Genomic DNA, 26,920 nt, shown 5'->3' with positions numbered 1-26,920 from the left:
CTAAAGATCTTCCCTCCCCCTGCATAGCAGGGGGTTTATTTTTACTGTCACACAAAAAGATGTCCGCAGACGTACCAGAATACGCTGCGGACATCCGATGTCTGATCCATAGTCAGGCGGTTACTCAATGCTTGCTGTCCTAAAACAGAAGCTGAAGTCCCATTGCAATGATCCACATATATGCACAGGTCTTCGGGATCATCAGTAATCCAACCTTTGGTTTTGTTTTACTGAACAAGGTTACCGGAAGATAGCATCCAAAGGAAATGATGATTGCAGAGATCCAGATCATTGCTTCCACTGTCAGGCCGTCCAAAGCGATTTTTGCAAATTCCTTCTGTGCTTTTATTCCATCTTCAATGATCCGATCTGCCTTATTTAATAAAACGATCTCGATATGCTTCTTATTATCCGCACTCTGGATCCTTTCGATCAGACCTCTGCTCTCCAGATTTTTCAGAGAAGAGGACACGTGGGATTTCGTCGACTTACGGACCTTAACGATCTCAGCCGTATATTTATTTAGAATTTCTCTTTCCTTTTCTGACTCTGATCTTGCGGATTATCCTTCGGATCAAAAATACCACAAGCACAATAATAACGATAAAGACCAGACAAATACCTGCGATCATTGCTGAAAACTTATTCGGCTGTTTCACCAGATCAATGATATTTCTGCTGTCCTCCACAACCTTACGTCCATGTGTCGTCTCATAATATTCCGGCACATTGGCAATTCCATCACCATCCGTATCCTCAAAGGACTGCATATATCTTGCGATCGCATCCCAGGCCTTTAATTCCCTGTTACCTTCCATGATTGCCTGATCTTCCAGATTTTCAATAGGATTTCCATCCTTGTCCTTCGGTTCAAGAGACAGAAGCCCATAGGACATTTTCATCACAGATCCAAGCATCTGGCCGGTATACAGATCTGTCACAACATGATACAGCTTATCATCCTGGATCTCAATCCGTTCTCCGTCTGCCCTGGTGAGATAACAATCTGTCACCTTATTCAGGATCATCCTATGGGGATTATATGCAAAATTCAATCCACTGCAATATAACCTTGCCGTTGTCATAAAATCCGAAACAGAAGCGTCCACCTCTGCTACCAGCTTTAACTCCTTTCCGGTCAGATATGCACTGATCAGCGGATATCCGGCAACACCATCCTTTCCGATTCCCAGTGAGAAGGAATTAAAAACATCCTCTACTGTAATATCTCCCTTTGTGTACGTGTCCCGCACAGTTCCGCTTGGAACAACGGCTACATCAACCGGATCACCATCATAATACCCGGAATTCTCCACTGCATATATGTACGCATCGGACATGATATCACCAAGATTCAGCTCTTCATGCTTCGTTCCCATTTCTTCCAGACTATTGAATTCGACATCATTCTCAGCAAGAACCTCTTCCCTTGTATAACCAAAATCGGCAAGATAATTCTTATCCACCGTATCCATCAGGGCATCGATCCGTTCCTGTGTCGCCTGATCCGGTTTTATCTCCTCAGAAACAGGGATCAGCTCATAGGATGTCAGTTCCCACCGTCCGTCCTGCTTCTGTGTCATGGAAAGTGAGCCCAGATTTCTTCCGTATTCGCCACAAGATACAATATATGTGTTTCCATGCCGGATTGCCTCTTTCAGCTCAGAGTGCGTATGTCCGCTGATGATCAGATCGATATCCGGCACCTCTTTTGCAAGGATCTCGTCCTCCGATTTGTTTTCATCCTCCCAGGTTCCTCCATGGGACACACAGGCGATCATATCCACTTTTTCGTTTTTTCTGATCTCTTCTACCGTCTGTTTTACGGCCTCAACCGGATCCTTGAACTTTAATTCACAGGTCGGTGCACATTCCAGGGCATCCTTACCGAACACACCGACTACTGCAGCCTTTACATCTCCCTTTTGAACTACTACATAATCCTTCACACCGTAGTCTTCAAATGCCGACCGGATCTGCTTCTGACCATCGTTTAGTCCATCCTGCTCCATGCTATCCCAGTCCACATTGCACACCACTAGTGCCGGCACTGTCTCACCGGAATTCTTAGCAGCCTCCAGCATATTAGCCAGTCCCTCTGAACGATAATCATATTCATGATTCCCCAGGGTCGTCACATCATATCCCAGATATCCCAGCATTCGAAGCTCTGCCGCCTCCGTATCGTATACGGTCTGGATCAGTGTTCCCATGGAAAAATCACCACCATCCAGCACCAGGGTATCCGGATCTTCCTGCTTCTTTTCATCGATCAGGGTTTTGATCCTTGCAAATCCGCCAACCTCTTTTTGCTCTCCATCTACAATCGTTGAAAAGCTGTTCAAATGCGAATGTGTATCATGGCTGAACAAAACATCAATCTGTTTTTTCTCTGCCGCTTCCACCGGAATATTCCATGTAAGAGGAAGCAGCAATGCAGCAATAAGCATAATCACCAGAAGCCTTGCTGAAACTTTCTTCCGTGTTTTCATAACCTTCTCCTTTTCATAAAACCATCAGCAATGTTCCTGCACCGATCAAAGCACATCCAAGCAGTGATTTTGCCGTAAATTTCTCGTGCAGAAAAACAAATGCCAGTACCAGTGTGATCACAACGCTCAGCTTGTCTATCGGCACAACCTTAGATGCATCTCCTATCTGCAAAGCACGATAATAACATAACCATGAGGCACCTGTTGCCAGACCTGAAAGTATCAGAAACAGCCAGCTTTTTTTACTGATCGCAGTGATTCCACCTTGTGTATTTGTGAGAAAAACCATTCCCCATGCCATGACAAGCGCCACCATCGTTCGAATCGCTGTTGCAAGATTCGAATTAACACCGGTAATACCTACCTTTGCCAGTATGGATGTCAGAGCTGCAAATACAGCAGACAGCAAGGCAAACACAAACCACATAGTAACTCCCCCTTCTTGGCTCGCCGCTTAGTGCTCCATACACCTAAAGCGGGGAAGACTTATTCTGCATTCATCGTATCATTTTTCTTCTGATATGTCACTATTAACAATTTCATAAGGCATACTGTACCAGATTTTATCATATTTATCTATAACTCCATTTAAAACAGATTTCATTATCTCATAAATTCTTGCAGCCTGATCCTCCATATTGTTATCCACAGTTCCATAGATTTCCCCGAGTCGGATCTTCTGATTCATTTCCTGACTGTTATTAATTCCAATAATAACCGGAAGTTTCATCTGATGTTTTTTGTAATAATCATAGACCCCAAGTGCCATGTCATCATTGTTGCATACGACTGCCTCCGTATTCCGGATCGTCTCTTCATCCAGCTTCGCAAATTTTTCCAGGGCAATCTCCCGTTTCCAATCCGCAGTCAGGTTTCCCAGCTGCTTTAACGGCAATTCTCTTCCTGACTCCAAAAATCCGTTAGTTCTCCGAATCGTATCATAATGAGACTCTTCCCCCTCAATCAATATGTAGTCCAGCTTTCCGTTTTGATTCCGATCCACACTCTGCTTCTGCTTATCCCAAAGCTCCTTCAGCAGCTTTCCCTGTATCTCTCCGGCAGCTTTTCCGTCTGTTCCTACATACCAGACATCCTTCACGATCTGAAGATCCTTCTCGGCAACTTCACGGTTATACAAAATGACGGGGATCTCCTTCTCCTCCGCTTCATTCAACACACTGGCTGCAGATGCAGGCTCTACCAGGTTAACCAACATGATATCATACTCCTGCGCATACATATACTGTAGCTGTTTTTCCTGTTTCTTATTCTTCCCATCTGCATTATAGATTTCATAGGATATTTTCCTTCCTGCAATTTCTGTTTTTTCAATCATATCCTGCAAAGTCCGTATATATTTCTCCATAAAGGTATCATTCAGATCATATACCGCAATTCCCATGTGGATATAACAGTCTTCTCTCTTTGGTAGCTTCCATGCCACGATCAGACCTGCCATCAGCACAAAAAGACCTGCCAGTATAAAATTATATTTTTCAGTTTTCCACTTCATCTTCTCCCTCTACCTTACAAGTAATGCATCCAGACTGCCCGCTTCCAGAATTTCCCGATCAAGCTTTAACGGCTGCAGAAAGATACTCTCCATCTTTTTTTTCTTTCCGTAAGCTTCTATCATCTGCATACATTCATAGCCAAGTCTGTATGTATTTTCCATATAAACCTCTTTCTTACGGCCACTTTTGATCTGTCCCAAAACAGTTTCACTGATTGGCATCCTGTATGTTTCTTCTTCCTGTTCCCTCCGCACAAATGCCGCATAATGCAAAAATGACTCCTTCATGGTATCTGTAAGTGCCAGTACTTCCTTATATTTGTAACCATTCTGATTTTTTTTCAGATAAAATTCCGGATATACCAGAAGAATTCCCATGCTTCGATTCTGTTTTTCCTCTTTCACCAGCTCTGCAAAACTTTTTTCGGACATCTGCTTTTTGTACCAGACATCCAGCTTTATCTGATGGTCATAAGCATAATCCCGGATTCCCTCCTGGACACTGCTTAAATCTTCCTGTGTGTTTTGTGGCAGGACGATGGTAATTCTGCTTTTTTCTGCCCTATGATTTCGCACTGTCATATACAGAAAGGATATAAGTGCGATCAGAACCAGAACCAGAATCAGAATGATATGTTTTTTCTTACTGCTCATCCATTTCCTCCATTTTCGGGATCGTGATCGTGGCAACGGTTCCCTCATCCAGTTCACTACTGATCGTAATTCCATAATTTTTTCCATAGATCAGCTGTATCCTCTCATTTACATTGCACACTCCGATTCCGGAACCACGTTTGCTGGATACTACTTTATTGTGCATGATATAATCTATTTTTTCCTGTATCATACCGGGTCCATTATCTGACACATCGATTTTGATATCTCCATTCTTTTCATAGATCCGGATCTCGATTTCTCCATCCTCATACATTCCATCCATTCCATGATAAATAGCATTTTCCAGCAATGGCTGAATAGATAGCTTGGGGCAAAAATATTTCAGCAGTTCCGGATCTGCGTCCACATGAAATTCAAATTTATCCTTGAAACGAATATTCTGGATGGCCAGATAGCTGGAAGCATGTTCCAGTTCTTTTTCCAGAGTGATCATATCTTTTCCCTGACTTAAGGAGATCCGGAAAAATTTAGCCAGAAGAGAAACCATCTCCCCGGCACCATCATATTCTTCACTTCGGATCATCCAGATAATGGAATCCAGCGTATTATACAAAAAATGAGGATTGATCTGCGACTGCAGAAGCTTCTTCTCCATATTCTGCTTTTCTCTCTCATTTCTGCGTATCTCTTCCATTTGCTCCTGAAGCTTATCTGCCATAATATTAAAATGTATACTTACATTTTTCAGTTCGCCGATCCCTTCCTCCTGGGCTCTGGCATTATAATCGCCTTTTCCGAATTTTTCCATTGTCCGAAGCAGCCTGTAAATCGGATTTGTAAAATTGTGAAACACAAGAGTATCAAGAAAGATCAGGATCACTCCGATCAGAAGGAGTATAAACCATACAAGATAATGAAGATTATGGCTTTCCAATACCAGACTGTCCATGGAATTTACAACCACCATATTCCATCCTGTGTAACCAATCTGCTGACCCTCTATCAGCCACTGCTGACCATCCGCCTTTTCTATCCTATAATTTTTGCAGGACAATGCAGCCTCTATGGTCTTTTCTTTATATAATCCGGATGCGATCTCTTTATCAAAAGGATGATAGAGCATATTCTTCTGATCATCCAGCAAATAGCAATAAGCTGATTTCTGATTTCTGTAATGCGACAGTATCTCATCCACAGAATCTGTATAATACTCCATCAGAAGAATTCCTGATCTCATATTCCCATCCTTGATATATTCTACATAACGGCTGATCTCAAATACATAACTATCCTCCTGAGGAAGTACCAGTCTCCGCCGTCCGTAACTGATCGTCTCAATATTCTCCTTTGCCTGTAAAAACCAGGCCATCTCTTTCGCATCCTCTTGTTCTGCAAATGTCCCTGAATGCCATATACTTTCTCCGTCTATATCGTATAAGGCAAGTCCATACAGACACTTTTCTTCAAGAAATATCTGCTGTTCCATTTCCTCCGCAAACCTGGCACTGTCCACATCATATTTCTTTATATTCCGATAGTAGATCCTGTTGATCAGTACATTGATATTTTCAATCTGTGTCTCCAGACTCTGCGCCAGAAAATCCCTTTGCTTTCCTATTTTTTCTATGGCATCCTTCTGAAAATATGTTGAAAAATAGTAGGAAAACAGAAGAATACAGCTGATGATGCAGGCTGCAATGGAAGCAGACATAACCACCGGAAAAATGACACGGATACTTATCTTTTTATTTTTCATTTTCAGCTCCTTGTATATTATTGGCGATCTATGTATCTGACTGTGCAGATTTTCTGTATTTTACAGGTGAGATTCCACAGTTTTTTTTAAATACGTAGCTGAAATAATTTGGCTCCGGATACCCTACCATCGCTCCGATGGTCTGACTCTTATAATCAGTCTGCAAAAGCAGTTTTTTTGCTTCTTCCATACGTCGACTGATCAGATAATTAATGAATGTACCTCCTGTTTCCTGCTTGAATATTTTCGAAAAATAGGAGGTACTAACATGTAACTCTCCACATATCGACTCCACACTCAGCTCCGGATTCCGGAATTTTTTTTCCACGATCTTCATTGCATTTTCTGCCAGAACCACATTGTTGTCGATCTGTTTTTTCTGGATCAGTGATCGTATCAGAAGGCAGTAATTCAAAAGCCAATGATCTAATTCTTCCCCCGTGCTCAACGAAAGGATCTTCACCGCCATCTTTTTGGATCCCGCAAATTCTGCGTCTGATGTAATCTGGTATTTCTTATAAAATCTGGCAACAGAAAAAGAGATTTCCAGAATAACGATCTGATATTCATTCAAATTATAGTGACCCTTATGCAGCCATGCGATCAGATCACCGACCTGTTTTTTTAATTCTTCTTCCGTACAATATGTGATGGATTTTCCGATCATTTCCACCTGAGAGTTCCAGTCCTCTTCCTCCTGCTGCGGCATGATATCGTTATAGTAAGTATAGCTCTCCTCCGGCAAAACAAGATTATAATCCAATGCTTCTGCTGCCTGAGCATACAACGCCGGCATATCTTTCAGATTCTCTCCGCTGTTGCTGATCCCGCAGGAAATCCTCGCTCCGAAAATACGCTGGATCATAACTGCTGTTTCCTGGATACTTCGTGTGATCTTCCCAATCTCATGTCTCTTGCTGCCACCAAGGAGAAATACTTCTTTATCGCCCATACCAAATTCATGAACGTGTGCAATTTTTTCCAGTGCTTCCTTCAACGTTTCCTTCATTGACAGTTCGCTGAGAATGTCCTTCTTCCCTTCTTTTCCCACTTTTACTGCTATAACTGAGTACACCTGATCCGAAAGATCCAGCTTCAGATTTTTTATCTGCCGCCTGTATTCCTTCTCCTCCATAACCTCTGTCATAAGCCTGGAAAAAAACTGCTGACGCAATAACGGCAAGCTCTGTGTATATGCATTCTCCAGCCGGACACGGTTTATTTTTTCATTATATTCTTTCTCCAGTTCCTGATACATTTTTATGAGCAGACGTTGCATTTCCTCGTAATCAATGGGTTTCATCACATATTCCGAAACTCCATAACTGATAGCCAGACGTGCGTATGTAAAATCATCCCATCCGGAAAACAGGATCACCTTTGTATTCATATAATTTTCATGGATATTCTTTGCCAGCTCCAGACCATCCATGAAAGGCATTTTTATGTCACTGATCACTAAATCCGGATGAAATTCATCCATCATATCAAGCACTTCTTTTCCATTCTGTGCTGTTCCAACTACAGAGAATCCAAGGCTCTCCCAGTCTATTCCCTTCTGCATTCCATATAGGATATTCGGTTCATCATCTGCCAAAATAATACTAAATACTCTCACACTCCATACTCCCTGATGTTTTACTGTATTTTATGATAGCATATTATCAATATACATAAAATACAAAAAATCCCCTGTTTATTGTTTTCACAATTAAAACAGGGGACTGCTCTTATTTCTCTTCTGAGCCGTTCAGTTTCGCAACGACTTTTTTCATAAATTTATCATCTAATTTATATTTGCTCTTAAATACAACATATGCAAGAATAACTCCGATGGTCGGCACTACACACATCAGAACACGAATAGAATTCTGTGTTGCAAGTGACTGCACTGTGTTCGGAACATATCCTGTAAGCTCCAGTACAAATCCAATAGCCAGTGCTGTAAATGCTGCTGTCAGTTTTACGATCAGGGTCTGCAGAGAGAATACAACACCCTCGTTTCTGTTTCCGAGAACATATTCTCCATAATCCACAACATCCGCAAGGAATACCGTTGCACACCCAAGCTCCAGACCGGTTCCTGTCTTAACAATAATACCAGCAATCGCTGTCAAAACAATATTATTCGGACACACAATTCCTACCACCAGAAGAAGAATCAATCCGATCGGTGGCAACACACACGCAAACAAAAACGCCTGCTTTCTGGACAAGATCTTTGTTACCTTCGGGAAGATCAGAAGTCCTACAACCTCTGCAACAGATGCACTGATCATAAATGCAGATAACATTCCGGCATTGTTGCATACATAACTGAAGTAATAGGTCGCAACTCCCATGATTGCCTGAATTGCCACATTATATAAAAGAATCAGCAATACTGCCCATCTTAACTGGTCATTCTTTCTGATGACTGTGAAGATGTCTTTAAATTTCATTTTTTCTTTTTTCTCAACATCATGCTGGATCTTTGGCAGATTCAGTACACATACAGCCATTGTAAAAATAAATGTTGCTGCAATGATCAAAGCAAATCTATGATATCCTGTATAATCACCGCCAAGACCTTTGATGATCTGTACTCCAAATCCGGCAATGATCAGTGACTGTCCGATACTTGCAAAAATTCTTGGCAGTACGGATACTTTTTCACGCTCCTGTGGATCAGATGTAAGATTCGGGATTACTGACCAGTATGGAATGTCCATAATTGTATAGGTCATTCCCCATAATACATAAATAACAGATGCAAAAACACAAAGGCTTACGCCTGATAAATGAAAATCTGTAAATACAATTACAAATACAAATGCGTTGATCAACGTTCCGATCACCAGCCACGGTACAAATTTGCCAAAACGGCTTCTTGTATTATCAACAACCATTCCCATGAAAAGATCATTAAACGCATCCCAGATCTTTGCCACGAAAAACATGGTTCCGATAAACGCCGGCGCTACTTTAATGATATCTGTAAAATAGATCATGGAAAAAGTTGCTATCATTCCATAGATCAAATCCTTACCCAATGCTCCAAAAGCAAACGAGTACTTTACTCTTCCAGGAATCTTACCCTGGTAAACCACACTGCTTTTATTGTTATTATCCATTCCTCTATCTCCTCTTTTATGCCCTTTCTTTGTACACATTTCTTTACCGTGTGATAGTTTAGCATTTTGGGATGGATATGAACATTTGATATTCTATTCAAAAAATATGATTTTTTGTTTTTAACTCTATTTTTCGAACAATTTACTTTTCTTTTGCCTTGCCATCTCTTGTCAACATTTTTTTTGAACTTTTGAAGGTCTCTGTTCTTTTCCTGACGTTTCTTCTATAGCAGCAATTTCCTCCGCCGTATATTCCTCTATTTCTGTCTTTGTCACCTGTTTAATATACTTTTTTTTCAGGCGCAGATATACGAATTCCCGAAAAATAGTATAAAACACGGACAACAGCGGAATAAAAACAAGCATACCTACAATTCCCATAAGATTTCCACCGATTGTAACTGCAGCAAGAACCCAGATCGATGGAAGCCCTACAGATTCACCCACAACATGAGGATAGATGAGATTTCCCTCGATCTGCTGCAGCATCAGGAATACTATAATAAATAAAATCGCCTGTTCCGGACTTACCATAAAGATCAAAAAGCTTCCCACTACACACCCTATGAAAGCCCCGAAAATCGGAATCAATGCAGTAAACGCAATCAAAACTCCGATCAAAAGTGCATATGGCATCCTCAAAATACTCAATATAACAACAAACATGCAGCCGAGGATCACGGCTTCCAGACACTGACCTGCAAGAAAGTTTGCAAATGTCCGATAAGTCAGAGAACAGACTTTAAGAAAAGCATCTGCCTTTTGCTTTGGAAGAAAAGCGAAAAATACTTTTCGGATCTGCACGTGCAGCTTCTCCTTCTGAAAAAGAACATAGCAGGCAAATGAAAATGCAATAAAAAAGGTTGCCAATCCACTGACTATGGAACCCACTGCTGACATTGTGGTATTCATCATATTTCCTGCACCATTTCCAAGAAGACTTATTCCCCACTTGATCGCCTGGTCCGGATTAAACTGCACCTGATTTACCAGCTTCATGATTTCCTGGTTATTATGGGAAAATTCCCGGATCCAGCTTTGCATCTGCGGAATAAAATCTGCAATGCTCATCATCAGGGTTCCCATTGTCCGCGTAAGCTGCGGAATCACCCCGAACATCACCAGTACGATTACACCAACCGCCAATATGATCGTAAGGAGCAGACTTATCGGTCTTGCCAGTTTTACGACTATCTTATTTTCTTTTTTTACTCTTCCGAAAATTTTCTTTTCCAAAAAGCTCATTGGCACGTTGGTCACAAATGCGATCGCTCCGCCAAGTACAAAGGGAAATGCGATCCCCCATATTGCTTTCAGCACATCGAGCACCACATCAAACTTCCACAGAGCGACCACAAGAAATGCTGTAAACACAATAAGCTCCCGGATTTTTTTTACAGATATTTTACTTATATCCACTATCATTCTCCTCTTTTTCTTAATTTCATGCGTATCCATTTAAGCAGCTGAATGATCGGAAGACTTGCAAACGCATACAAATATACACAGCCAAGCTGCATCAGATCCAGCGTCTCTACTTTAAACAGGAGATGGAATCCCGGAACCGTCAGTACAACGGTAATGAGTACTGCACCAAGTGCAAATGCTCCCTGAAGCCATTTATTATTAAAGAAACGTTTTGTAAAGATAACCGGATGATCCGATTTGCAGTTGAATCCATGGAACAAACGTGCCAGACAAAGTGTTCCGAAAGCATAGGTACTTCCAAGAAGCGCACCATTCTGATGATATCCTGTCAAAAATCCGATCATCGTCATTACACCGATCACCAGGCCTTCCAGACCGATTTTGCCAAGAAAATCCTTTGTCAGTATTGACTCGTCTGCTGATCTTGGTTTCTCATTCATCACCTCACTGCTGTGAGGCTCCACACCTAATGCAATCGCCGGAAGGCTGTCTGTCAAAAGGTTAATAAACAGCAGATGTACCGGTGCAAAGGGAACCGGAAGTCCTGCAAGGGATGCACAAAGAACTGCCAGGATCGCGCCAAAGTTTCCGGACAGAAGAAACTGGATCGCATACTTGATATTCTGATATAAATTTCGTCCGTTTTCCACTGCTTTTACAATTGTTGCAAAATTATCATCTGTAAGCACCATTGCCGCAGCGTCCTTTGCGACTTCGGTTCCTGTCACTCCCATTGCAACACCAATGTCTGCCTGTTTCAATGCAGGAGCATCATTCACACCATCTCCGGTCATTGCCACGATCATCCCCTTCTCCTGCCATGCACGGACAATGCGGATCTTGTGCTCCGGTGACACTCTTGCATACACAGAAATATTCGGGACAAATTCCTTCAGCTGCTCATCACTCATATTTTCAATATCAGCACCCTCACAGGCCTCCGACAGATCGTGTAAAATTCCGATTCTCTTTGCAATTGCAGCTGCTGTGATCTTATGATCTCCAGTGATCATGACCGGCCGGATCCCCGCTTTTATACATTCTGCAACTGCAGCCTTTGATTCTTCCCTCGGCGGATCCATCATAGCGATCAGACCAAGAAATACCAGATGGTTCTCATCTTCTGTCGTCAATACATGCTTCTCCAGAATTTCACGATAGGTAAATGCCAGTACCCGTAACCCTTCCATTGAAAATTCCTGATTCTGGCGCTGGATCTTTTCTTTATCTGCTTCTGTGATTTCCCGAACTCCGTCCTTTGTCCAGATTCTGTCTGTCAGCTCCAGAAGCCGGTCAACCGCACCTTTTACGATCATCCGGTTCTCACCATCAATTCTGTGAAGTGTTGACATCATCTTACGGTCACTGTCAAATGGAAGCTCTCCTTCTCTTTGATAAAGCTTTCTTACACCTGCAGCCTCGATTCCGTACCGGCTGCCCAGATTGATCAATGCCGTTTCCGTCGGATCTCCGATCTCCACTCCATTTTCATTTGTTGAATCATTACATAAAATGCTGTAGTTCAAAAGACATCTCTGCGCCGGATCTGCTACATCAATTGCATCTGCTGTGATTCTTTTTCCATCAATATAATAATCTTCTACTGTCATTTTGTTCTGTGTGAGTGTTCCGGTCTTATCCGAACAGATAACAGAAACGCTTCCAAGACCTTCCACAGCCTGGAGCTTACGAATGATCGCGTGCTCCTTTGCCATCTTCTGTGTTCCGAAAGAAAGGACGATCGTCACGATGGAGCTTAAAGCTTCCGGAATCGCTGCGACTGCAAGTGCTACTGCAAACATAAATGCACTGCTGATCTTCTCACCGCGGAATACACTGATCGCAAACAGAATTCCGCAAAATATCAGAATCAGAATGGAAAGCTTCTTTCCAAAATCATCCAGATTCGCCTGAAGTGGCGTCTGTTTTTCCGAAGTCGATTTCAGAAGTCCCGCAATCTTTCCAACCTCTGTCTGCATTCCTACATTCGTTACAACCGCTCTGCCACGCCCATATGTGACAAAGCTTCCGGAAAACAGCATATTTGTCCGATCACCAAGCGGTGCTTCCTCCAAAATAATGTCCATACTCTTTTCAACCGCAAGACTTTCTCCGGTAAGAGCACTTTCATCGACCTTAAGACTTGCATTTTCAATCAATCTTCCATCCGCAGGGATCATATCACCTGCTTCAAGAAGGATCACATCTCCTACAACCAGTTCTCTTGCCGGAAGCTGTACCGCCACACCATCACGCAATACTTTTGCCTCCGGACCGGCAAGCTTCTTTAAACTCTGCAGAGACTGCTCAGCCTTTACGGTCTGCACGGTTCCCAAAATCGCATTGATCGTAATAACGATCACGATAACTGCTGCACTTTCCACATCTCCAAGCATACCGGATATCACTGCCGATGCGATCAGGATCAGCACCAGAAAATCCTTATACTGTTCAAAAAAGATCTGCAAAATACTTTTTTTCTTTCCTTCTGCAAGCTCATTCCATCCGCACTTCTCTCTGGACCGTCTGACCTGTCCATCGGTAAGCCCTGATTCCCTGCTTTCCACACGCTCGAGAACTTCTTCTGCTGTCTGCTGATAAATTTCTTTCATTACCTTTGCCTCCTTTTTTGCAAATATTCACCGACTGTAATTTTTTTATGCAATGAAGGATTTTTTTGATAAAATGATATAAAAAAAGAAACCTTTATTGCACAACAAAAAATGCAATAAAAGTCTCACCATTTCCCTGCAGCGCCGGATGTTTCCACCGTACTGACGACACTGCAAACGCAGATTTCCAAACGTAGGTTACTCCCCTTTATCAGTTTTAATAGTATAACAGAATCGGTACCTCTGTCAAGATACTTTATAAATCACACCTTGCAAATATGATACTCCGGTAACAGAAAAACTCCCATTTTTTGAATGGAAGTTTTTCTGTTACCCTGAAAGTATTATAGGCCTGCAGCCGTTTTATTACCTTTTAAGATTTATTACTCTGATCAGCCACAATATTTCCCTGTACAACTCTTCCCTGATCTTTTCCTTTTCTCAGTCCTCGAACTACCTGCACATTTCCAAGAATCAGATAATCCATTTCCCTCTTAGTGACTTTCGCAAAATTTTTCTTTGAAACAAAATAGAAGGTAACTCCCATCAACACCCACACGATCAGTGCTGCAAAGGACTGTGGAGCCATGAATGCTGGAGAACCGGGCACGATCAGGAGCAGCAATATTACAACAGAGATCACGCAGCCGCCCATTGCTACTGCCGGATGGATTTTATTTGTATCTGTATCATCGCCATATTTTTTCAGAAGAATATAAGCACCTGCACAGGTAAAGAAATATCCGAACGCAGTACCTACGGAACACATATCTACAACCCAGCCGATCACTTCTCTGCCGAAAAATGGGCAGATACAGCAGATGATCATGGTAAACCCAACACATATGGACGGAGTTTTATGCTCCGGATGAACCTTTTCAAAAGCTGACGGAAGCATTTTTGCTCTTGCCATACCAAATAAAAGACGGCTGGATGTCATAAAGAATCCGTTCATACCGGTAAAAATCCCCATGCACACTGCCAGTGCCACAAAGCACACACCAATTTTTCCCATTGCAAGATCAAGAACTGCACCTGTATGCCATTTTACAAGAATTCCATTCGCATCTGTCATAGTCAGAACCTGCTGCCAGGGAACAACACAATCTGTCACCAGTGCCATTGCACCATAGATCAAAGCACCTACGATCAATGCTGAAATGATCAGCATTTTGCACTTCTGTGGTGGAAAATCATATTCTTCTGCCGCCTGTGGAATACAGTCAAATCCTACATAAAGGAACGGAGCCAATGCCAGGATAGATACAAAACCGCTTCCAAGAGACTTGCCTTCGGCTCCGTATGCCGGCTGCAAGTTTGAAGCATCAAAATGTCCTGTTGCGATCACACCAATGACAGATACAACAACCGCTGCACACATGATAAGGACCATCGCAAGCTGAAGATTTCCTACAGATTTCGCACCTTTGTAATTCATGATCCCGAAAAGTATGATAAAGAACAGGGATAATCCGACTTCACCCATATATACATCATATCCTGCAATTGTATACAGGTAACCTCTGTTAAAGACTCCAGGAAAAATATAGGATGCCAATACCGGAAGTGCCGTTGCATTCAAAGCTACAATAGACAGATATCCAAGCGACAGCATCCATCCGCATATGTACGAAGCAGTTCTTCCAAAGCCTTTATATGCATAGGCAAATTCACCACCCGCTACCGGGAATTTTGCGATCATATAAGAATAGCTGTAGCCTACCACGATCATTAAAAGACCGCCTGCCAGAAATCCCAGAAACAGTGGGAGCGGTCCACCTGCACGTTCTGTCCAGAGACCACCCTGTATAAAACATCCCCATCCAATGATGGAACCAACTGCAACTGCCCAGATCGAACCAGGTCCCATGGATTTTTTTAATTTTGTTCTTTTATTTCTTTCACCCATATATATCCTCCTGCTTCATCAAGCATATCATTCATCATCATCTTCTCTGGTTTCTTCACTGATCGTATATGCCTCACTGATATCGGAAACAAAAATTTTTCCATCACCATAATGTCCATACTGCCCACTCTTTGCACTGTTAATGATAATATCTACAACCTCATCTTTTTCTTTGTCCCCAACAGTAATATACAGCATGTTTTTTGCCATTTCCTGATAAAGGACATCCCCTACCTGAATTCCTTTTTCCTTACCTCTTCCTGAAATTGCCCATTTTGAAAAAGCAAAATATCCTTCCTGCTCCAGTGCTTTGATGACGTCCATCACTTTCTCAGGTCTTACGATTGCTGTGATCAGTTTCATAATCCTTCATCTCCCATCCATAAATACAAAAAGAGCCCAGATACCAAAGTATCCGGACTCCATCGTCTCTTTCTATATTATCATTATTTTTTTCAATATTCAATCAAAATCTTTCACTTTCCGGCCAGATATCGATACATCTCATCCAGCATCTCGTCTGTGATCTCTACCGGATTGTTATAAAGGTTCGGGTGTCTGCTGATGCGAACCAGCTCCGCAATCTGATCATCATCAAGCTCCAGATCCTTCAGATCACACCGCAATCCCATTTTTTTCTTTAATTCAAGAACTGCATCCGCCATCTCTTCTGCATCTTTGAATCCAATCCTTCTGGCAAATTCCTCTACACGTTCACCACCTTCGCCTTTTGCATTGATTCTTATAAAATAATCCAGGGTCAGGCCACACGCCTCGCCATGCGGGATGTGATAAATATTGGTCAATGGAAATGAACACGCATGGGACGAAGTAGTTTTCGGTAAAGTAAACGCCAATCCTGCGATCAAAGATGCTTCGCACATTTTCTCCCTTGCTTCCTCATCATCGGGCTTCCTGTATGCTCTGTAAACATATTTGAATACCAGTTCTGCTGCATGCATCGCAAGTACATCACAGATCGGCTGATGACCTTTGCTCCAATAGCCTTCGATCGCATGGGAAAGAACATCAATTCCTGTTCCTGCCGTAACCTGCGGTGGCATTGTATAAGTAAGTTCCGGATCAATGATAGCTGCTGCCGGATAAAATCCCTCTGATACGATCGGCGCTTTTTTTCCATTTGCATGATCCGAAAGAACTGATACACAGGTCACTTCACTTCCTGTTCCTGCAGTCGTAGGAACTGCGATCAGTGGAAGATGTTTCTCCGGCATTGCTACTCCGGTTCCATGATACTTACGGATGGAATCCGGAGTCAGAGCTACACTGGCAGCTGCTTTGGCACAATCCATGGGACTGCCTCCACCCAGTGCTACCACAAATCCGATATTTTTCTGCCGGATCACTTCCGCACAGGCATCTACCTCTGCAACGTCCGGGTTTGGAGAAACATCTCCAAAAGAAGCAACGATCATTCCTTCTGACTCTTTTATGACCTTTTCGGCAAGACCGCTTTTAAAGAAAAACGGTCCTGCCACCAGAAGGCCTCTTTCGCAGCCAAGCTCTCTGACTATTTCTTTGATTTCTTTTACTCTACCTTTGCCGAAATGAATTTTTACCGGCTGTAGATAATCCCAGTTCATAGGCTACCTCCTGCTTTATCAGTCACAAAATTTTTCATCGACCATTGTAAGCACTTCATCAAGGATCGGGAGATACTCTTCCAGCTCCTCTTTCGTGATGATCAGTGGCGGACAGATTTCAATAAAGTTCTCACGTCCGAAAGTTGCAAAACCACGTTTCTTTAATTCTGCAAATATCCACGGCATTACCGGTCCGGGTACGCCGTATTCCTGCATCGGTTCTCTGGTTTCTTTATTCTTGACTACTTCAAGTGCACCGAACAAACCGATACATCTTGCTTCACCAATACATTTATGCTTCTTTACCATCTCATCCATAAACGGAGCAACGATCTCGTGCATCTCAGCTACATGGCCCTCGATGTCGTGTTCTTTATAATATTTCATTGCTGCTACACCAGCCGCACATGCAAGTGTATGTCCACTGTAAGTAAGTCCGCACTGAAGAACATTTTCCTCAAAATACTCCGCAACCTTTTTACTTACAATACATCCGCCCAGCTGTACATAACCACAGGTAACACCTTTTGCAAATGTAATGATATCCGGTTTCATGTCGAAATTCATAAATGCAAACATTTTTCCTGTACGGTAAAATCCTGCCATAACCTCATCACAGATCAGAAGGATTCCATATTTGTCACAAAGTGCACGAACACCTTCCATATATCCGTCTGGAGGAAGAATGACACCGTTTGCACCTACTATAGACTCCATCAGGATCGCTGCCACATTTCCGGGGCCTTCATATCTGAGCTGCAGATCCAGCGCATCCAGATATTTTTTCGTTACCTCTGCATCATCAACTCCTTTTGTATATCCGTCACGATACATCTGAGGGTTCATAAAGTGTACGAACCCATTTGCACCACCGATCTCTGCTGCATATCTTCTCCAGTCACCAGAAGCATTGGATGCTCCAAGTGTAGCTCCATGATAGCTTCTGTAGCAGGAAAAGATCTTGGTTCTTCCGGTTACCATACGTGCCATTTTTATAGCATTCTCATTGGATTCTGCTCCACCATTTGTGAAGAAAACTCTCTTGTATGTATCTGCTCCTGCTGCTTCTACAAGCATTTTTGCCAGCATGCTCTTAGGCTCGGATGCATATGCCGGTGCCATGAAGCACATCTTATCAGCCTGTTCCTTGATCGCTTCAACGATCTCCGGAAGCTCATGTCCGAGGTTGGAACACACCAGAAGTGAAGCCATATCTGCATATTTTTTTCCATCATAATCGTAAAAATAAATTCCCTCAGCTCTTTCTACCGGTAAAGTATCTGCTCCTGATCTTGCCCATGACTGCATCACATAATCTTTGTGCATCTGTGCTACTTCTTTTCCTGTTAAACTCATAATAACTTCCTCCTCTTTATCTGTAATTCAGTTTTAAATATTGTTCATTTTTGCGGTAAACAAACTTATTATTTGTTGTAGAATAAGAAAAGCGCCCGGCCCACATTCATTTGTGAACCAGACGCCTTTGTCTTATCTGAGTCATATATTACTCTCGACACTGGCTGTCTGCAATAGGCATCTATCCAATTATTTTTGTGCTGCAGCACAATCGTTATTATTCTGCTGCCGCATTTTCCTTTTACATTTCATTCATCTGATATAACAGGAAACCCAGCCTCAGCTGAAAACGCACATCAAAATCAGAAAGATTTTTTCCAAGTATCTCAGCGGCCTTTCCAAGCTTATAATTAATTGTATTTCGATGTACGATCAATTCCTGTGACGCACTTTTGACACTGCAGTCGTTAGCCAGGTAGCACTGAAGTACTCTGACCAGATCTGAGTGGTTCATCTCATCATATTCATACAATGGAGCTACTGTATCTGCCAGATATTCTTTTATTGCTTCCTTATCTGTAAGTGTGAGCAGTACCCTGTAAATCCCAAGATCTTTGTAAAAAATAATCTTTCCGCCATCTGTGCTTTGCTCGCCCGGAACCTGACAGACACATAATAGATCAGACATTTTTTCCGCAAACTGATAGCTCTTATAAATCTGCCTGATCCCGGAAATCTGCTTACTTACACTTACAAAAATCTGTTCCTTCTGACATACCATCCTGCATAGTATCTGAAAAATCCTCTCTGTAGTTTTTCTGCATGCTTCATCAGAATAATCACACAGAACCAGAAGGATCTGCTTTTCCTGGGCACAACACAAAATCCCATTATAATTGCAGCGGATATGACTGCTCAGTTTAGATAAAATCTGCTCTAGCCTTGTTCCTGTTACACGATCATTGTCTTCCAGAACACACACATTCACAACCGTATATGCACTGTCTGTAAAATACCCTTTTCGCATCAGTGCCGAAACATACAGTTCTTCCTGCGACGGACATAAAAAGGCTTTGTTCAGTGCCGTCGCAACCTCAATTGCGTTCTGCTGCTCTTTTGTTATTGCAAAACATATGATCCGCATGATTTCAGCCATTCGAACCCTCCACGGTACTTCAAATACCGGGAATCCCTTTTCATTTGCAAAATCAATAACATCCTGTCCGATCTCACTGATATAAGGCCCTGTATTGATCACGATTCCACTGGCTTTGTTTCGCCATACTTCCTTTACCAGACGAAGAAGAGTCAGATTTTCATTCAATCCTAATCCAGTTGTAAAAGTAAGCTCCTGTCCCTGCAGAAATGCAGAAATCGTGTCGCTGTCTACCATATGAGTCCATGACACTTCATGATCCAGTCCTGTCTCACCTGCTACCAGCTTCATCTCCAGATGCTGTACCTGTTTTATGATCTCACGCAATGTTACTGCCATATTTATACACCTTTCTCCACCGCAGCTTCCTGCGATCAACTGCATCAGACGATCAAAGATACTCCAGATATCAGAAGCAGTATATAAGTCAGATTCAGAAATACCCTCTGGGATACTTTACATACTAGCTTTTTACCTAACCATGTAGCTATAAGTAATGGCAGGATACTGATACAGATCAGTCGAATATCTGCCGTTCCAACCAGGCCGCTCCTGAACTGGGTAACCATCAGAAAAAAATTCAGCACCACCCATACAGGGGCCACTGTCGCACGAAATTCTTCTTTTTCTTTCAGTACCTGTGTTGCATAGATCACAAGTAAAGCCCCTCCTGATACAAACATACCATGAATTATCCCTGCCAGGATCAGAACTATCCACAAAATGAGATCCGGAAGTTTTTTCTCTGTATGGATGCACAGATTCTTTAATGCAACTACGACGATTATGATTCCATATATTGTCAGAAGAATATTTTCAGATTTCACGATCCGGCAGATCTGTATCCCTGCAAACATTCCAAACAACATGACCGCAGACATCTTAAGCAATTCTTTCCAGTTTATATGTCGATATCCGGTCACTGCGATCATCAGTCCGGACAGCCAGGCCATAACATTCAGGACCACCTTTGCATGATCCAGCCCAAGCAAATAAACGGAAGGCGGCATCGCCAATACCGTACCGGCAAACCCTGTGATAGCCTGAATAACATTAGAAACAAACAATACAAGCAAAAATAACAATTCTTTCATAAAGCATTCTTCCTTTTCTGTATTATCTGTTTACCGCACACTCTTTATCACTGCTGATAAAATAAAAAGACGCTTTGCAATAATGACTGCAAAACGTCTTTGTTTTTCTACACTCTCGATTTTAGCACGCTAAAAAGCAAAAGTCAACAGTTGCCTTTCTCCATTACCTTGACACATTCTTTTGTATTATTATTTTTTGCTATTTTTCTTAATGACAGCTATGGCTTCCACATCCATGCTCGCCACATGTATGTCCTTCCCCGTGGCTGTGCTCATGATAAGAACACTTCACATCCGGATTATAATCGAGTGTTTCATTGATAAACGCTTCTACTGCTTCATCCGCATCTCCGGAAACTCCTCCGAAAAGCTTAATGCCGGCTGCCGCTAACGCTGTCTGTGCACCGCCTCCGATTCCGCCACAGATCAAAACATCTGCATTCAATGCTTTAAGAACTCCTGCCAATGCACCATGTCCGCTTCCATTCGTATCTACTACTTCTGAATGTACTACTTTTCCTTCCTCTACATCGTAAATCTTAAATGTCTCTGTGTGTCCAAAGTGCTGGAAAATCTGTCCATTTTCATACGTTACTGCTATTCTCATGATACCTTCTCCTTTTTCTGCTGCATATTTTTGATGAAGCTCCTGCTTATAACATCCTCCAAGCCTACAGTTACCGCTCTGACCATCACAGATTTTGAAATCTCCACCTTCAATTTTAAGCGGATATCCATCAATGAGTGCATCTGCTATTTTCTTCCTGGCAATCTCATAAATTCGTTGAACGGTTGTTCTTGCGACTTGCATAGATGCTGCGCACTGCTCCTGACTATAACCTTTCTTGTCCAAAAGACGGATGGTTTCATACTCATCTACCGTCAGAACAATAGGTGTTTTTTTCTCAGTATCATCTGCCGGAAAGAATTCTAAAACATTGGGGAAATGGCAAACTTTTCTGCATTTTACTGGTCTCGGCATAAACTGCTCCTTTCTCGCTTTTCTTACATAATAGTTCTATAAAAGGCATATGTCAATAACATTTTTGACATATGTCCATATAACTCAGCTAATAGTATTATATACAGCATAAACTTCTCCTCACGACACATATATTTCGATGTTTTCCGCAAATCAACTATTGATAATGGAATAGAAAAAACAGTCTGTCATAACAGAAATTAATCCCATCAAAACAGACGGTTCTAATTGATTAACAGAGAAATGTGGGAATGTCGTAATCCATGAATCCGGATTCTTTTCACTCCTGCAAGCGTTGCTCCCCTATCCATTTCGTGATGAAGATAACTTTTTGAAATGGTAAAAATTCTGTCGTTCATCTTTATTCCGTATATGCTTTTTATAAAATCCTCCATTTCTATAGCAAGGAAATCCGGCATGACGATTGTCCTGTTACTCTTTGGTGTTTTCGGATCCGTAATCACATCTTCGCCCTCAAGCCTCTGATATGACTTATTTATCCGAAGAGTTTTCTTTTCAAAATTGAAATCCGCCGGTGTCAGGGCAAGCAATTCTCCCTCTCGTATTCCCGTCCAGTAAAGCATTTCAAATGCATAATACGAAATCGGCTTATCTGCCACACGCTCCAAAAATTTCTGAAATTCCTCCTGTGTCCAGAACTCCATTCCCTTATTTTCTTCCTTCCCCATAGTTCCGGCTTTTCGTACCACATTATCCTTTAGTCCATACATATTGACTGCATAGTTTAATATGGCACTGAGCTGATTGTGAATCGTTTTCAGATAAGTTTGGGAGAACAACTCCCCATTATCCTTTTTCAGTTTCATAATCTCATTTTGCCACTGGATGACATCCGAAGTACGAATATCATCCAACTTCCTTTTTCCGAAATATGGCAGAATCTTGGTCTCAATAATGTGCTTTTTTGTCAGGAACGTATTGCGTTTTATTCTCGGCTCCAAATCCGTCAAATAAATATCCACAAACCTAATGGATTACAGGATTATGTGGATGCTATGAATGAATTCAATTAAACTTACATAACTTTACTAAAACTTCCCACACCGATGCGGTGTGTTGAACCTTGAAAATTCAATATTTCAGCCAATAAAAAAGGCATAAATCTGTTCACTTTGGTATAATGGAGTTGACTAGAAACCATCTTTACAAAGGAGATTTATGCCATGTCCAGTATACCACAAAACTATTTCGATGAGAACGACTTAATCGACTGTGTTCAAAGATTTTTTTCCAAACATCATGTCGGCAAACTTCTTGCTAAATGCAACGGAATGAAAGAAAAAGGTGTTTCACCTGTTTCCCTGCTTCGTTACAAGCTCAGTAACATTTTTATCGGAAGAAGTATGTATATGCAGCAACGGACCGGCTCTTTTAAGGAACAGTTTTCTAAAAACACTTTCTATCGCTTCCTTAATTCTACAAAAACAAACTGGCTCCGTTTTACTTCTCTTCTTGCAGCAGATATCGTGAATAATGACAGTCGTGATCTGACAAACCAAGAAAGAAAAAATGTATTCATCATTGATGACAGTCTTTTTAATCGCACAAGCTGTAAGAAAACAGAACTGGGATCAAGAGTTTTTGACCACACGGATATGCATTTCAAAAAAGGCTTCCGAATGCTTACTTTAAGCTGGAGTGATGGAAATACATTGATTCCTGTTAACAGCTGTCTGTTGGCATCCGCAAAAGATACAAATATCATTGGCCCGGTAAAGACCTTTGATAACAGAACCCTTGCAGGCAAAAGACGCAAGCTTGCTCAGACAAAAGCACCGGAAGCACTGATGACACTGTTGGATACTGCCATCAGTGTAGGACTGAAAGCGGATTATATCCTGTTTGATTCCTGGTTTTCCAACCCGGCACAGGTCACAGACATTCACTCAAGAGGTATGGATGTGATTGCCATGATCAAGAAAAGCAGCCGGATTAAATATTTGTACTGTGGTGAACAGCTGAATATCAAAGAGATCTATTCCCGGAATAAAAAACGCCGCGGAAGATCAAAGTATCTGCTTTCTGTTGATGTTATGGTAGGAAAAGAAAATCCAATTCCTGCAAAAATTGTTTGCGTAAGGAACAAAGCAAATCGCAAGGATTGGCTTGCCTTTATCTGTACAGATACTACTCTTTCCGAAGAAGAGATCATCCGTATTTATGGGAAACGCTGGCAGATCGAGGTTTTCTTCAAGACCTGTAAATCCATGCTGAACCTGATTGGAGAATGCCATAGTTTATCTTATGATACACTGACAGCCCATGTGGCCATTGTGTTTACCAGATATATGTTACTTGCAATGGAACAGAGACAAAATGAAGATCAGCGAACTCTTGGGGAACTGTTCTTCTTCCTTGTTGATGAAATGGCAGACATTACTTTCAACAGATCACTTGGCATCCTAATGGATGCCTTAATGGCGAGCCTTCAAGAAAATTTAAAGCTCAGTGATGAACAACTGACTGCTTTTACCACTGATTTTGAAGCAAGGCTGCCGGAATATCTGCGAAATGCACTCCATCCCAAGGCTGTAGTGGCATAAATTGCTATTTTGTTAGCTGAAATATTGAATTTTCAAGGTGCGAATCCCATTTTAGGTATGGGAAGTCTTAGTTAGTAACTTTACTAAATCTTAAGTTACTCACCGAATTTTCTTTCGAGTTTTTATCAAAAAACTCGAAAGAAAATTGAAGCATTACCATAATCTCATAGAATGATAGTATCGCGATATCATAATAGGTATGACAATAAAAGCTGCCTAAATCAAACTACTTCCTTCGTTTATGAAATGTCTATAATTTTTTTATTTCATCTGTTTTCTTCATTTTTTTAGAAATACAAGTCATAAGAAAGATTCCAATAATAAATCCTAATATTATTCCAACAATAGCAGCAATAGAATATGGAAAACTCGAATAACGGATTGAAACAAATCCACAAATAATTATAAATACAAAACAACACCAGTATGAACGAGTCAGAGATTTAAACTCAGATATTTTTTCTTCAAATGCCAATTTTGTAGGATTCATCCAAAAAAAGTAACTTAAAATTAACGCCAGATACGCAAAACCATAAGTGTATAATTGATTGCAAAGATAATATATTTGATATGCAAGCATAACGAGTATCCAAGTCCATTTTTTTTCATAATCCTTTAAAAAATAAGTTGATTTTGTCTTATCAAAAAATTTAATGATATTCATTATTACGCTGTAAATAATGTTAATGATAAATCCTGTAACGGCACTATACACAATAAATAATAAACCACTGTCATACCAAGCCGAGCTTTTCATATTATTGAAATAAATATATACATATATTAATAAACCTAATGACGAAATAGCCAAAAAAATAATTACACTTTGAACATAGTCTCCAATATATGTAATTTCAGGTTCGTATGTTTTTGTATCAACTTTGATTCCAATATATTGTATGAAAGATAATGCTAATGAAATTATTATTATGCATAGGAAAATAGTTTCTAAAATAGATTCAATCATAAGTATTTTTTCCCTTCTTAGTTTTAATGCATATGGCACATCCAAACGGCCGGCTTTGCGGAGCAAAACGGCCGAAATGCGAAGCTGAGCGGTCGCATCATCTTTGATTATTAATTCAGCCTCAGCGATAATAAGTGTATTCATCCATTGAATGAAAATACATTTATTACAGGAGGATAATGTATGCTAGATTATAAGAACATCATTATCAAACTTCCGATTCCGGATTTTCTCTGCCAGAAACTATCAGACTATATCCAGTCAAAATATATGCTTGACGCAGATGAAAGGCTGTTCCCGGTAACAAAATCATATCTCTCGCACAAAATGATAAGAGGTTGTAAAAACACATGTGTAAAGAAGATCCGAATCCACGATATCAGGCACTCGCACGCCAGCTTACTTATAAATCAGGGCTGTGATGCCTTAATGTTAGCAGACAGGCTCGGACACGAAAAAGTATCCACAACCCTTAACACATACTCCCATCTGTTTCCACATAAACAGCAGGAGCTTGTGCATAGTCTGGAATCATTGCAGGCAACAGATTCGCCAACACCTGAACCACCATCTAATACCCCTCTGCTTGAAGCCGCATGTATCACATGTGAAGTGACGCAGAACAATGTTTCAGATGTAACCGCCCGACCTCAGTTCGGACCTGTATTAGTACCACCAAATACCGCATCAGGGAAAATCATCCAGATTCCACAAAGAAAGATCATATAGAAGAAATCCCGCAGTCATCAGGGTTTCTTGCTATTAAAGTTAAAGCCAACATATGAAAACGATAAAAAAAGAGTAGTTGCTATTAGTAGCAAATTAGTAGCAGAGCAAAAGAAAAAGTCTCGGAAGCCGCTTGTTTAGCTGATTCCAAGACTTGTGGCTCTTACTCGAATTCGGGTGCGGGCGGAATAATCTAGGCACTTTTCAGTACACATTTGTGTTGTTTTGTATTCATATTCTCTGTATTTTATCTGATATTTTTCTCATACCAAATTATTAGAGCCAAAATAGAGCCATGAAACACTACTCTTTCTGCTTTAATTTCTCTAATATTGATAGCACATCCGGCTGTGTAGGCATAAACTTCACACCACGCTTTAACATTCCCAACACTTTTCTTGCTTTCTGCTCAATTACTTTTGCCGCATGTTCACTGGTCAACATCAAATGATTTCTGGCAATCGTATACTCACGTTCTATGTATTCCTCTGTAATCGGAAACATATCTTGTATTAAAAATACACTTTCTCGACTATCGTCCAATTTCACAATATGCAGAATATCACAAGGTTTTCCAACACCCACCTGTTCCTTTTTCTCTATTATTTTCCGAAATTTATCTATTCTGCTAGAAAGCGGTATCATCCAATAAATTCCCGTAACATTATCTTCAAAACAATAATAATGTGGTCTATTGCCTACCTTATTCCCCTTGAGATACGGATCAGGCAACTAAACTTGTTTGAGAACTCATAGTCTAACTCCTTCCCGGTATAAAAAGTTGAGTATTAAACTTTTCATACTATCTTGACTTAACTTTTTAGACTATTATCTCAAACACCAAAATTTAAAGAAAGGTACTCGCTATTGAGCGTTTACGAATAAGAGATTTCTCTATACAGAAGTATGATAATGAAAAATTGGACCTGTAGTAAATAATTATTTTCCAACGGGTCCAGTTATTTACAGACTATGAAATATCCCCTCTCATCATAGTATTGTAATTGAACACACTTCAGGAGACTTTTTTAGCGATTTGGTATACAGTAAATATTAAAAAAATAAAAGTCTTCATTATATCCCTTTAAAT

21 protein-coding genes and 1 pseudogene are annotated in these 26,920 nt (G+C 41.0%); 2 read left to right on the top strand and 20 right to left on the bottom strand.

Annotation, left to right across the window (positions count from 1 at the left end; genetic code table 11):
• Positions 1 to 139: 139 nt before the first annotated feature.
• The 18 genes and pseudogenes from HFM85_RS16840 to HFM85_RS07975 all read right to left on the bottom strand — a co-directional run.
• Positions 140 to 472 carry a MarR family winged helix-turn-helix transcriptional regulator gene (locus tag HFM85_RS16840; protein WP_330594793.1) on the bottom strand — a complete coding sequence of 111 codons (333 nt, stop codon included), beginning with the start codon at positions 470 to 472 and terminating at the stop codon, positions 140 to 142.
• Positions 473 to 518: 46 nt separating this feature from the next.
• Positions 519 to 2,492 (bottom strand): bifunctional metallophosphatase/5'-nucleotidase, encoded by a 1,974-nt coding sequence (locus HFM85_RS08055; RefSeq protein ID WP_173737728.1) that lies wholly within the window; start codon positions 2,490 to 2,492, stop codon positions 519 to 521.
• 13 nt (positions 2,493 to 2,505) lie between these two features.
• On the bottom strand, positions 2,506 to 2,919 hold the full coding sequence (locus tag HFM85_RS08050; protein WP_173737727.1) for an EamA family transporter: 414 nt from the start codon (positions 2,917 to 2,919) through the stop codon (positions 2,506 to 2,508).
• Between the two features lie 78 nt (positions 2,920 to 2,997).
• Positions 2,998 to 4,005, bottom strand: coding sequence for a substrate-binding domain-containing protein (locus HFM85_RS08045; RefSeq protein ID WP_138276689.1), 1,008 nt, complete (start codon positions 4,003 to 4,005; stop codon positions 2,998 to 3,000).
• Positions 4,006 to 4,014: 9 nt separating this feature from the next.
• Complete coding sequence (locus tag HFM85_RS08040; protein WP_173737726.1) at positions 4,015 to 4,659, bottom strand: hypothetical protein; 645 nt, start codon at positions 4,657 to 4,659, stop codon at positions 4,015 to 4,017.
• Positions 4,649 to 6,379: a sensor histidine kinase gene (locus HFM85_RS08035; protein ID WP_173737725.1), complete on the bottom strand. Its 1,731-nt coding sequence runs from the start codon at positions 6,377 to 6,379 to the stop codon at positions 4,649 to 4,651. The genes HFM85_RS08040 and HFM85_RS08035 overlap by 11 nt, the downstream gene beginning before the upstream one ends.
• A gap of 28 nt (positions 6,380 to 6,407) precedes the next feature.
• Positions 6,408 to 7,997 (bottom strand): response regulator, encoded by a 1,590-nt coding sequence (locus tag HFM85_RS08030; RefSeq protein WP_118514186.1) that lies wholly within the window; start codon positions 7,995 to 7,997, stop codon positions 6,408 to 6,410.
• Between the two features lie 112 nt (positions 7,998 to 8,109).
• A complete protein-coding gene (gene melB, locus HFM85_RS08025; RefSeq protein ID WP_118514188.1) occupies positions 8,110 to 9,492 on the bottom strand; it encodes a melibiose:sodium transporter MelB in 1,383 nt (460 codons plus the stop codon).
• A 171-nt stretch (positions 9,493 to 9,663) separates the two neighbouring features.
• Positions 9,664 to 10,911, bottom strand: coding sequence for an AI-2E family transporter (locus HFM85_RS08020; RefSeq protein WP_330594792.1), 1,248 nt, complete (start codon positions 10,909 to 10,911; stop codon positions 9,664 to 9,666).
• A 2-nt stretch (positions 10,912 to 10,913) separates the two neighbouring features.
• Positions 10,914 to 13,532, bottom strand: coding sequence for a cation-translocating P-type ATPase (locus tag HFM85_RS08015; RefSeq protein WP_173737723.1), 2,619 nt, complete (start codon positions 13,530 to 13,532; stop codon positions 10,914 to 10,916).
• A 373-nt stretch (positions 13,533 to 13,905) separates the two neighbouring features.
• Complete coding sequence (locus tag HFM85_RS08010; RefSeq protein WP_173737722.1) at positions 13,906 to 15,441, bottom strand: APC family permease; 1,536 nt, start codon at positions 15,439 to 15,441, stop codon at positions 13,906 to 13,908.
• A gap of 27 nt (positions 15,442 to 15,468) precedes the next feature.
• Positions 15,469 to 15,804 (bottom strand): P-II family nitrogen regulator, encoded by a 336-nt coding sequence (locus HFM85_RS08005; protein ID WP_015525489.1) that lies wholly within the window; start codon positions 15,802 to 15,804, stop codon positions 15,469 to 15,471.
• Positions 15,805 to 15,917: 113 nt separating this feature from the next.
• Positions 15,918 to 17,045 (bottom strand): iron-containing alcohol dehydrogenase family protein, encoded by a 1,128-nt coding sequence (locus HFM85_RS08000; RefSeq protein WP_173737721.1) that lies wholly within the window; start codon positions 17,043 to 17,045, stop codon positions 15,918 to 15,920.
• Between the two features lie 18 nt (positions 17,046 to 17,063).
• Positions 17,064 to 18,401 (bottom strand): aminotransferase class III-fold pyridoxal phosphate-dependent enzyme, encoded by a 1,338-nt coding sequence (locus HFM85_RS07995; protein WP_015525486.1) that lies wholly within the window; start codon positions 18,399 to 18,401, stop codon positions 17,064 to 17,066.
• 241 nt (positions 18,402 to 18,642) lie between these two features.
• Entirely contained in the window at positions 18,643 to 19,836 is a 1,194-nt protein-coding gene (locus HFM85_RS07990; RefSeq protein ID WP_173737720.1) for a PucR family transcriptional regulator, read from the bottom strand.
• Between the two features lie 44 nt (positions 19,837 to 19,880).
• Positions 19,881 to 20,591 (bottom strand): sulfite exporter TauE/SafE family protein, encoded by a 711-nt coding sequence (locus tag HFM85_RS07985; RefSeq protein WP_173737719.1) that lies wholly within the window; start codon positions 20,589 to 20,591, stop codon positions 19,881 to 19,883.
• A gap of 208 nt (positions 20,592 to 20,799) precedes the next feature.
• Entirely contained in the window at positions 20,800 to 21,573 is a 774-nt protein-coding gene (locus tag HFM85_RS07980) for a NifB/NifX family molybdenum-iron cluster-binding protein (protein ID WP_173737718.1), read from the bottom strand.
• 224 nt (positions 21,574 to 21,797) lie between these two features.
• Positions 21,798 to 22,559 (bottom strand): annotated as a pseudogene (locus HFM85_RS07975) (tyrosine-type recombinase/integrase); the annotation flags it as partial.
• A gap of 198 nt (positions 22,560 to 22,757) precedes the next feature.
• Between HFM85_RS07975 and HFM85_RS07970 the strand changes: the two are divergent.
• The gene (locus tag HFM85_RS07970) at positions 22,758 to 24,137 is read left to right on the top strand and encodes an IS4 family transposase (RefSeq protein WP_173737717.1); all 1,380 of its coding nucleotides are present in this window, start codon (positions 22,758 to 22,760) and stop codon (positions 24,135 to 24,137) included.
• Between the two features lie 250 nt (positions 24,138 to 24,387).
• Here HFM85_RS07970 and HFM85_RS07965 read toward each other — a convergent pair whose 3' ends face one another.
• A complete protein-coding gene (locus HFM85_RS07965) occupies positions 24,388 to 25,248 on the bottom strand; it encodes a hypothetical protein (RefSeq protein ID WP_173737716.1) in 861 nt (286 codons plus the stop codon).
• Between the two features lie 39 nt (positions 25,249 to 25,287).
• Here HFM85_RS07965 and HFM85_RS07960 point away from each other — a divergent pair, with 39 nt between their 5' ends.
• Positions 25,288 to 25,833: a tyrosine-type recombinase/integrase gene (locus HFM85_RS07960; RefSeq protein WP_243873837.1), complete on the top strand. Its 546-nt coding sequence runs from the start codon at positions 25,288 to 25,290 to the stop codon at positions 25,831 to 25,833.
• A gap of 300 nt (positions 25,834 to 26,133) precedes the next feature.
• Here HFM85_RS07960 and cptIN read toward each other — a convergent pair whose 3' ends face one another.
• Positions 26,134 to 26,562, bottom strand: coding sequence for a type III toxin-antitoxin system CptIN family toxin (gene cptIN, locus HFM85_RS07955; RefSeq protein WP_173737715.1), 429 nt, complete (start codon positions 26,560 to 26,562; stop codon positions 26,134 to 26,136).
• Positions 26,563 to 26,920 lie beyond the last annotated feature (358 nt).

The sequence above is a fragment of the Blautia schinkii genome, from assembly GCF_013304825.1.
Classification (GTDB): domain Bacteria; phylum Bacillota; class Clostridia; order Lachnospirales; family Lachnospiraceae; genus Blautia_A; species Blautia_A schinkii_B.
The sequence above is the reverse complement of the archived record's forward strand: the minus strand, read 5'-3'. Positions and strand labels throughout refer to the sequence as shown.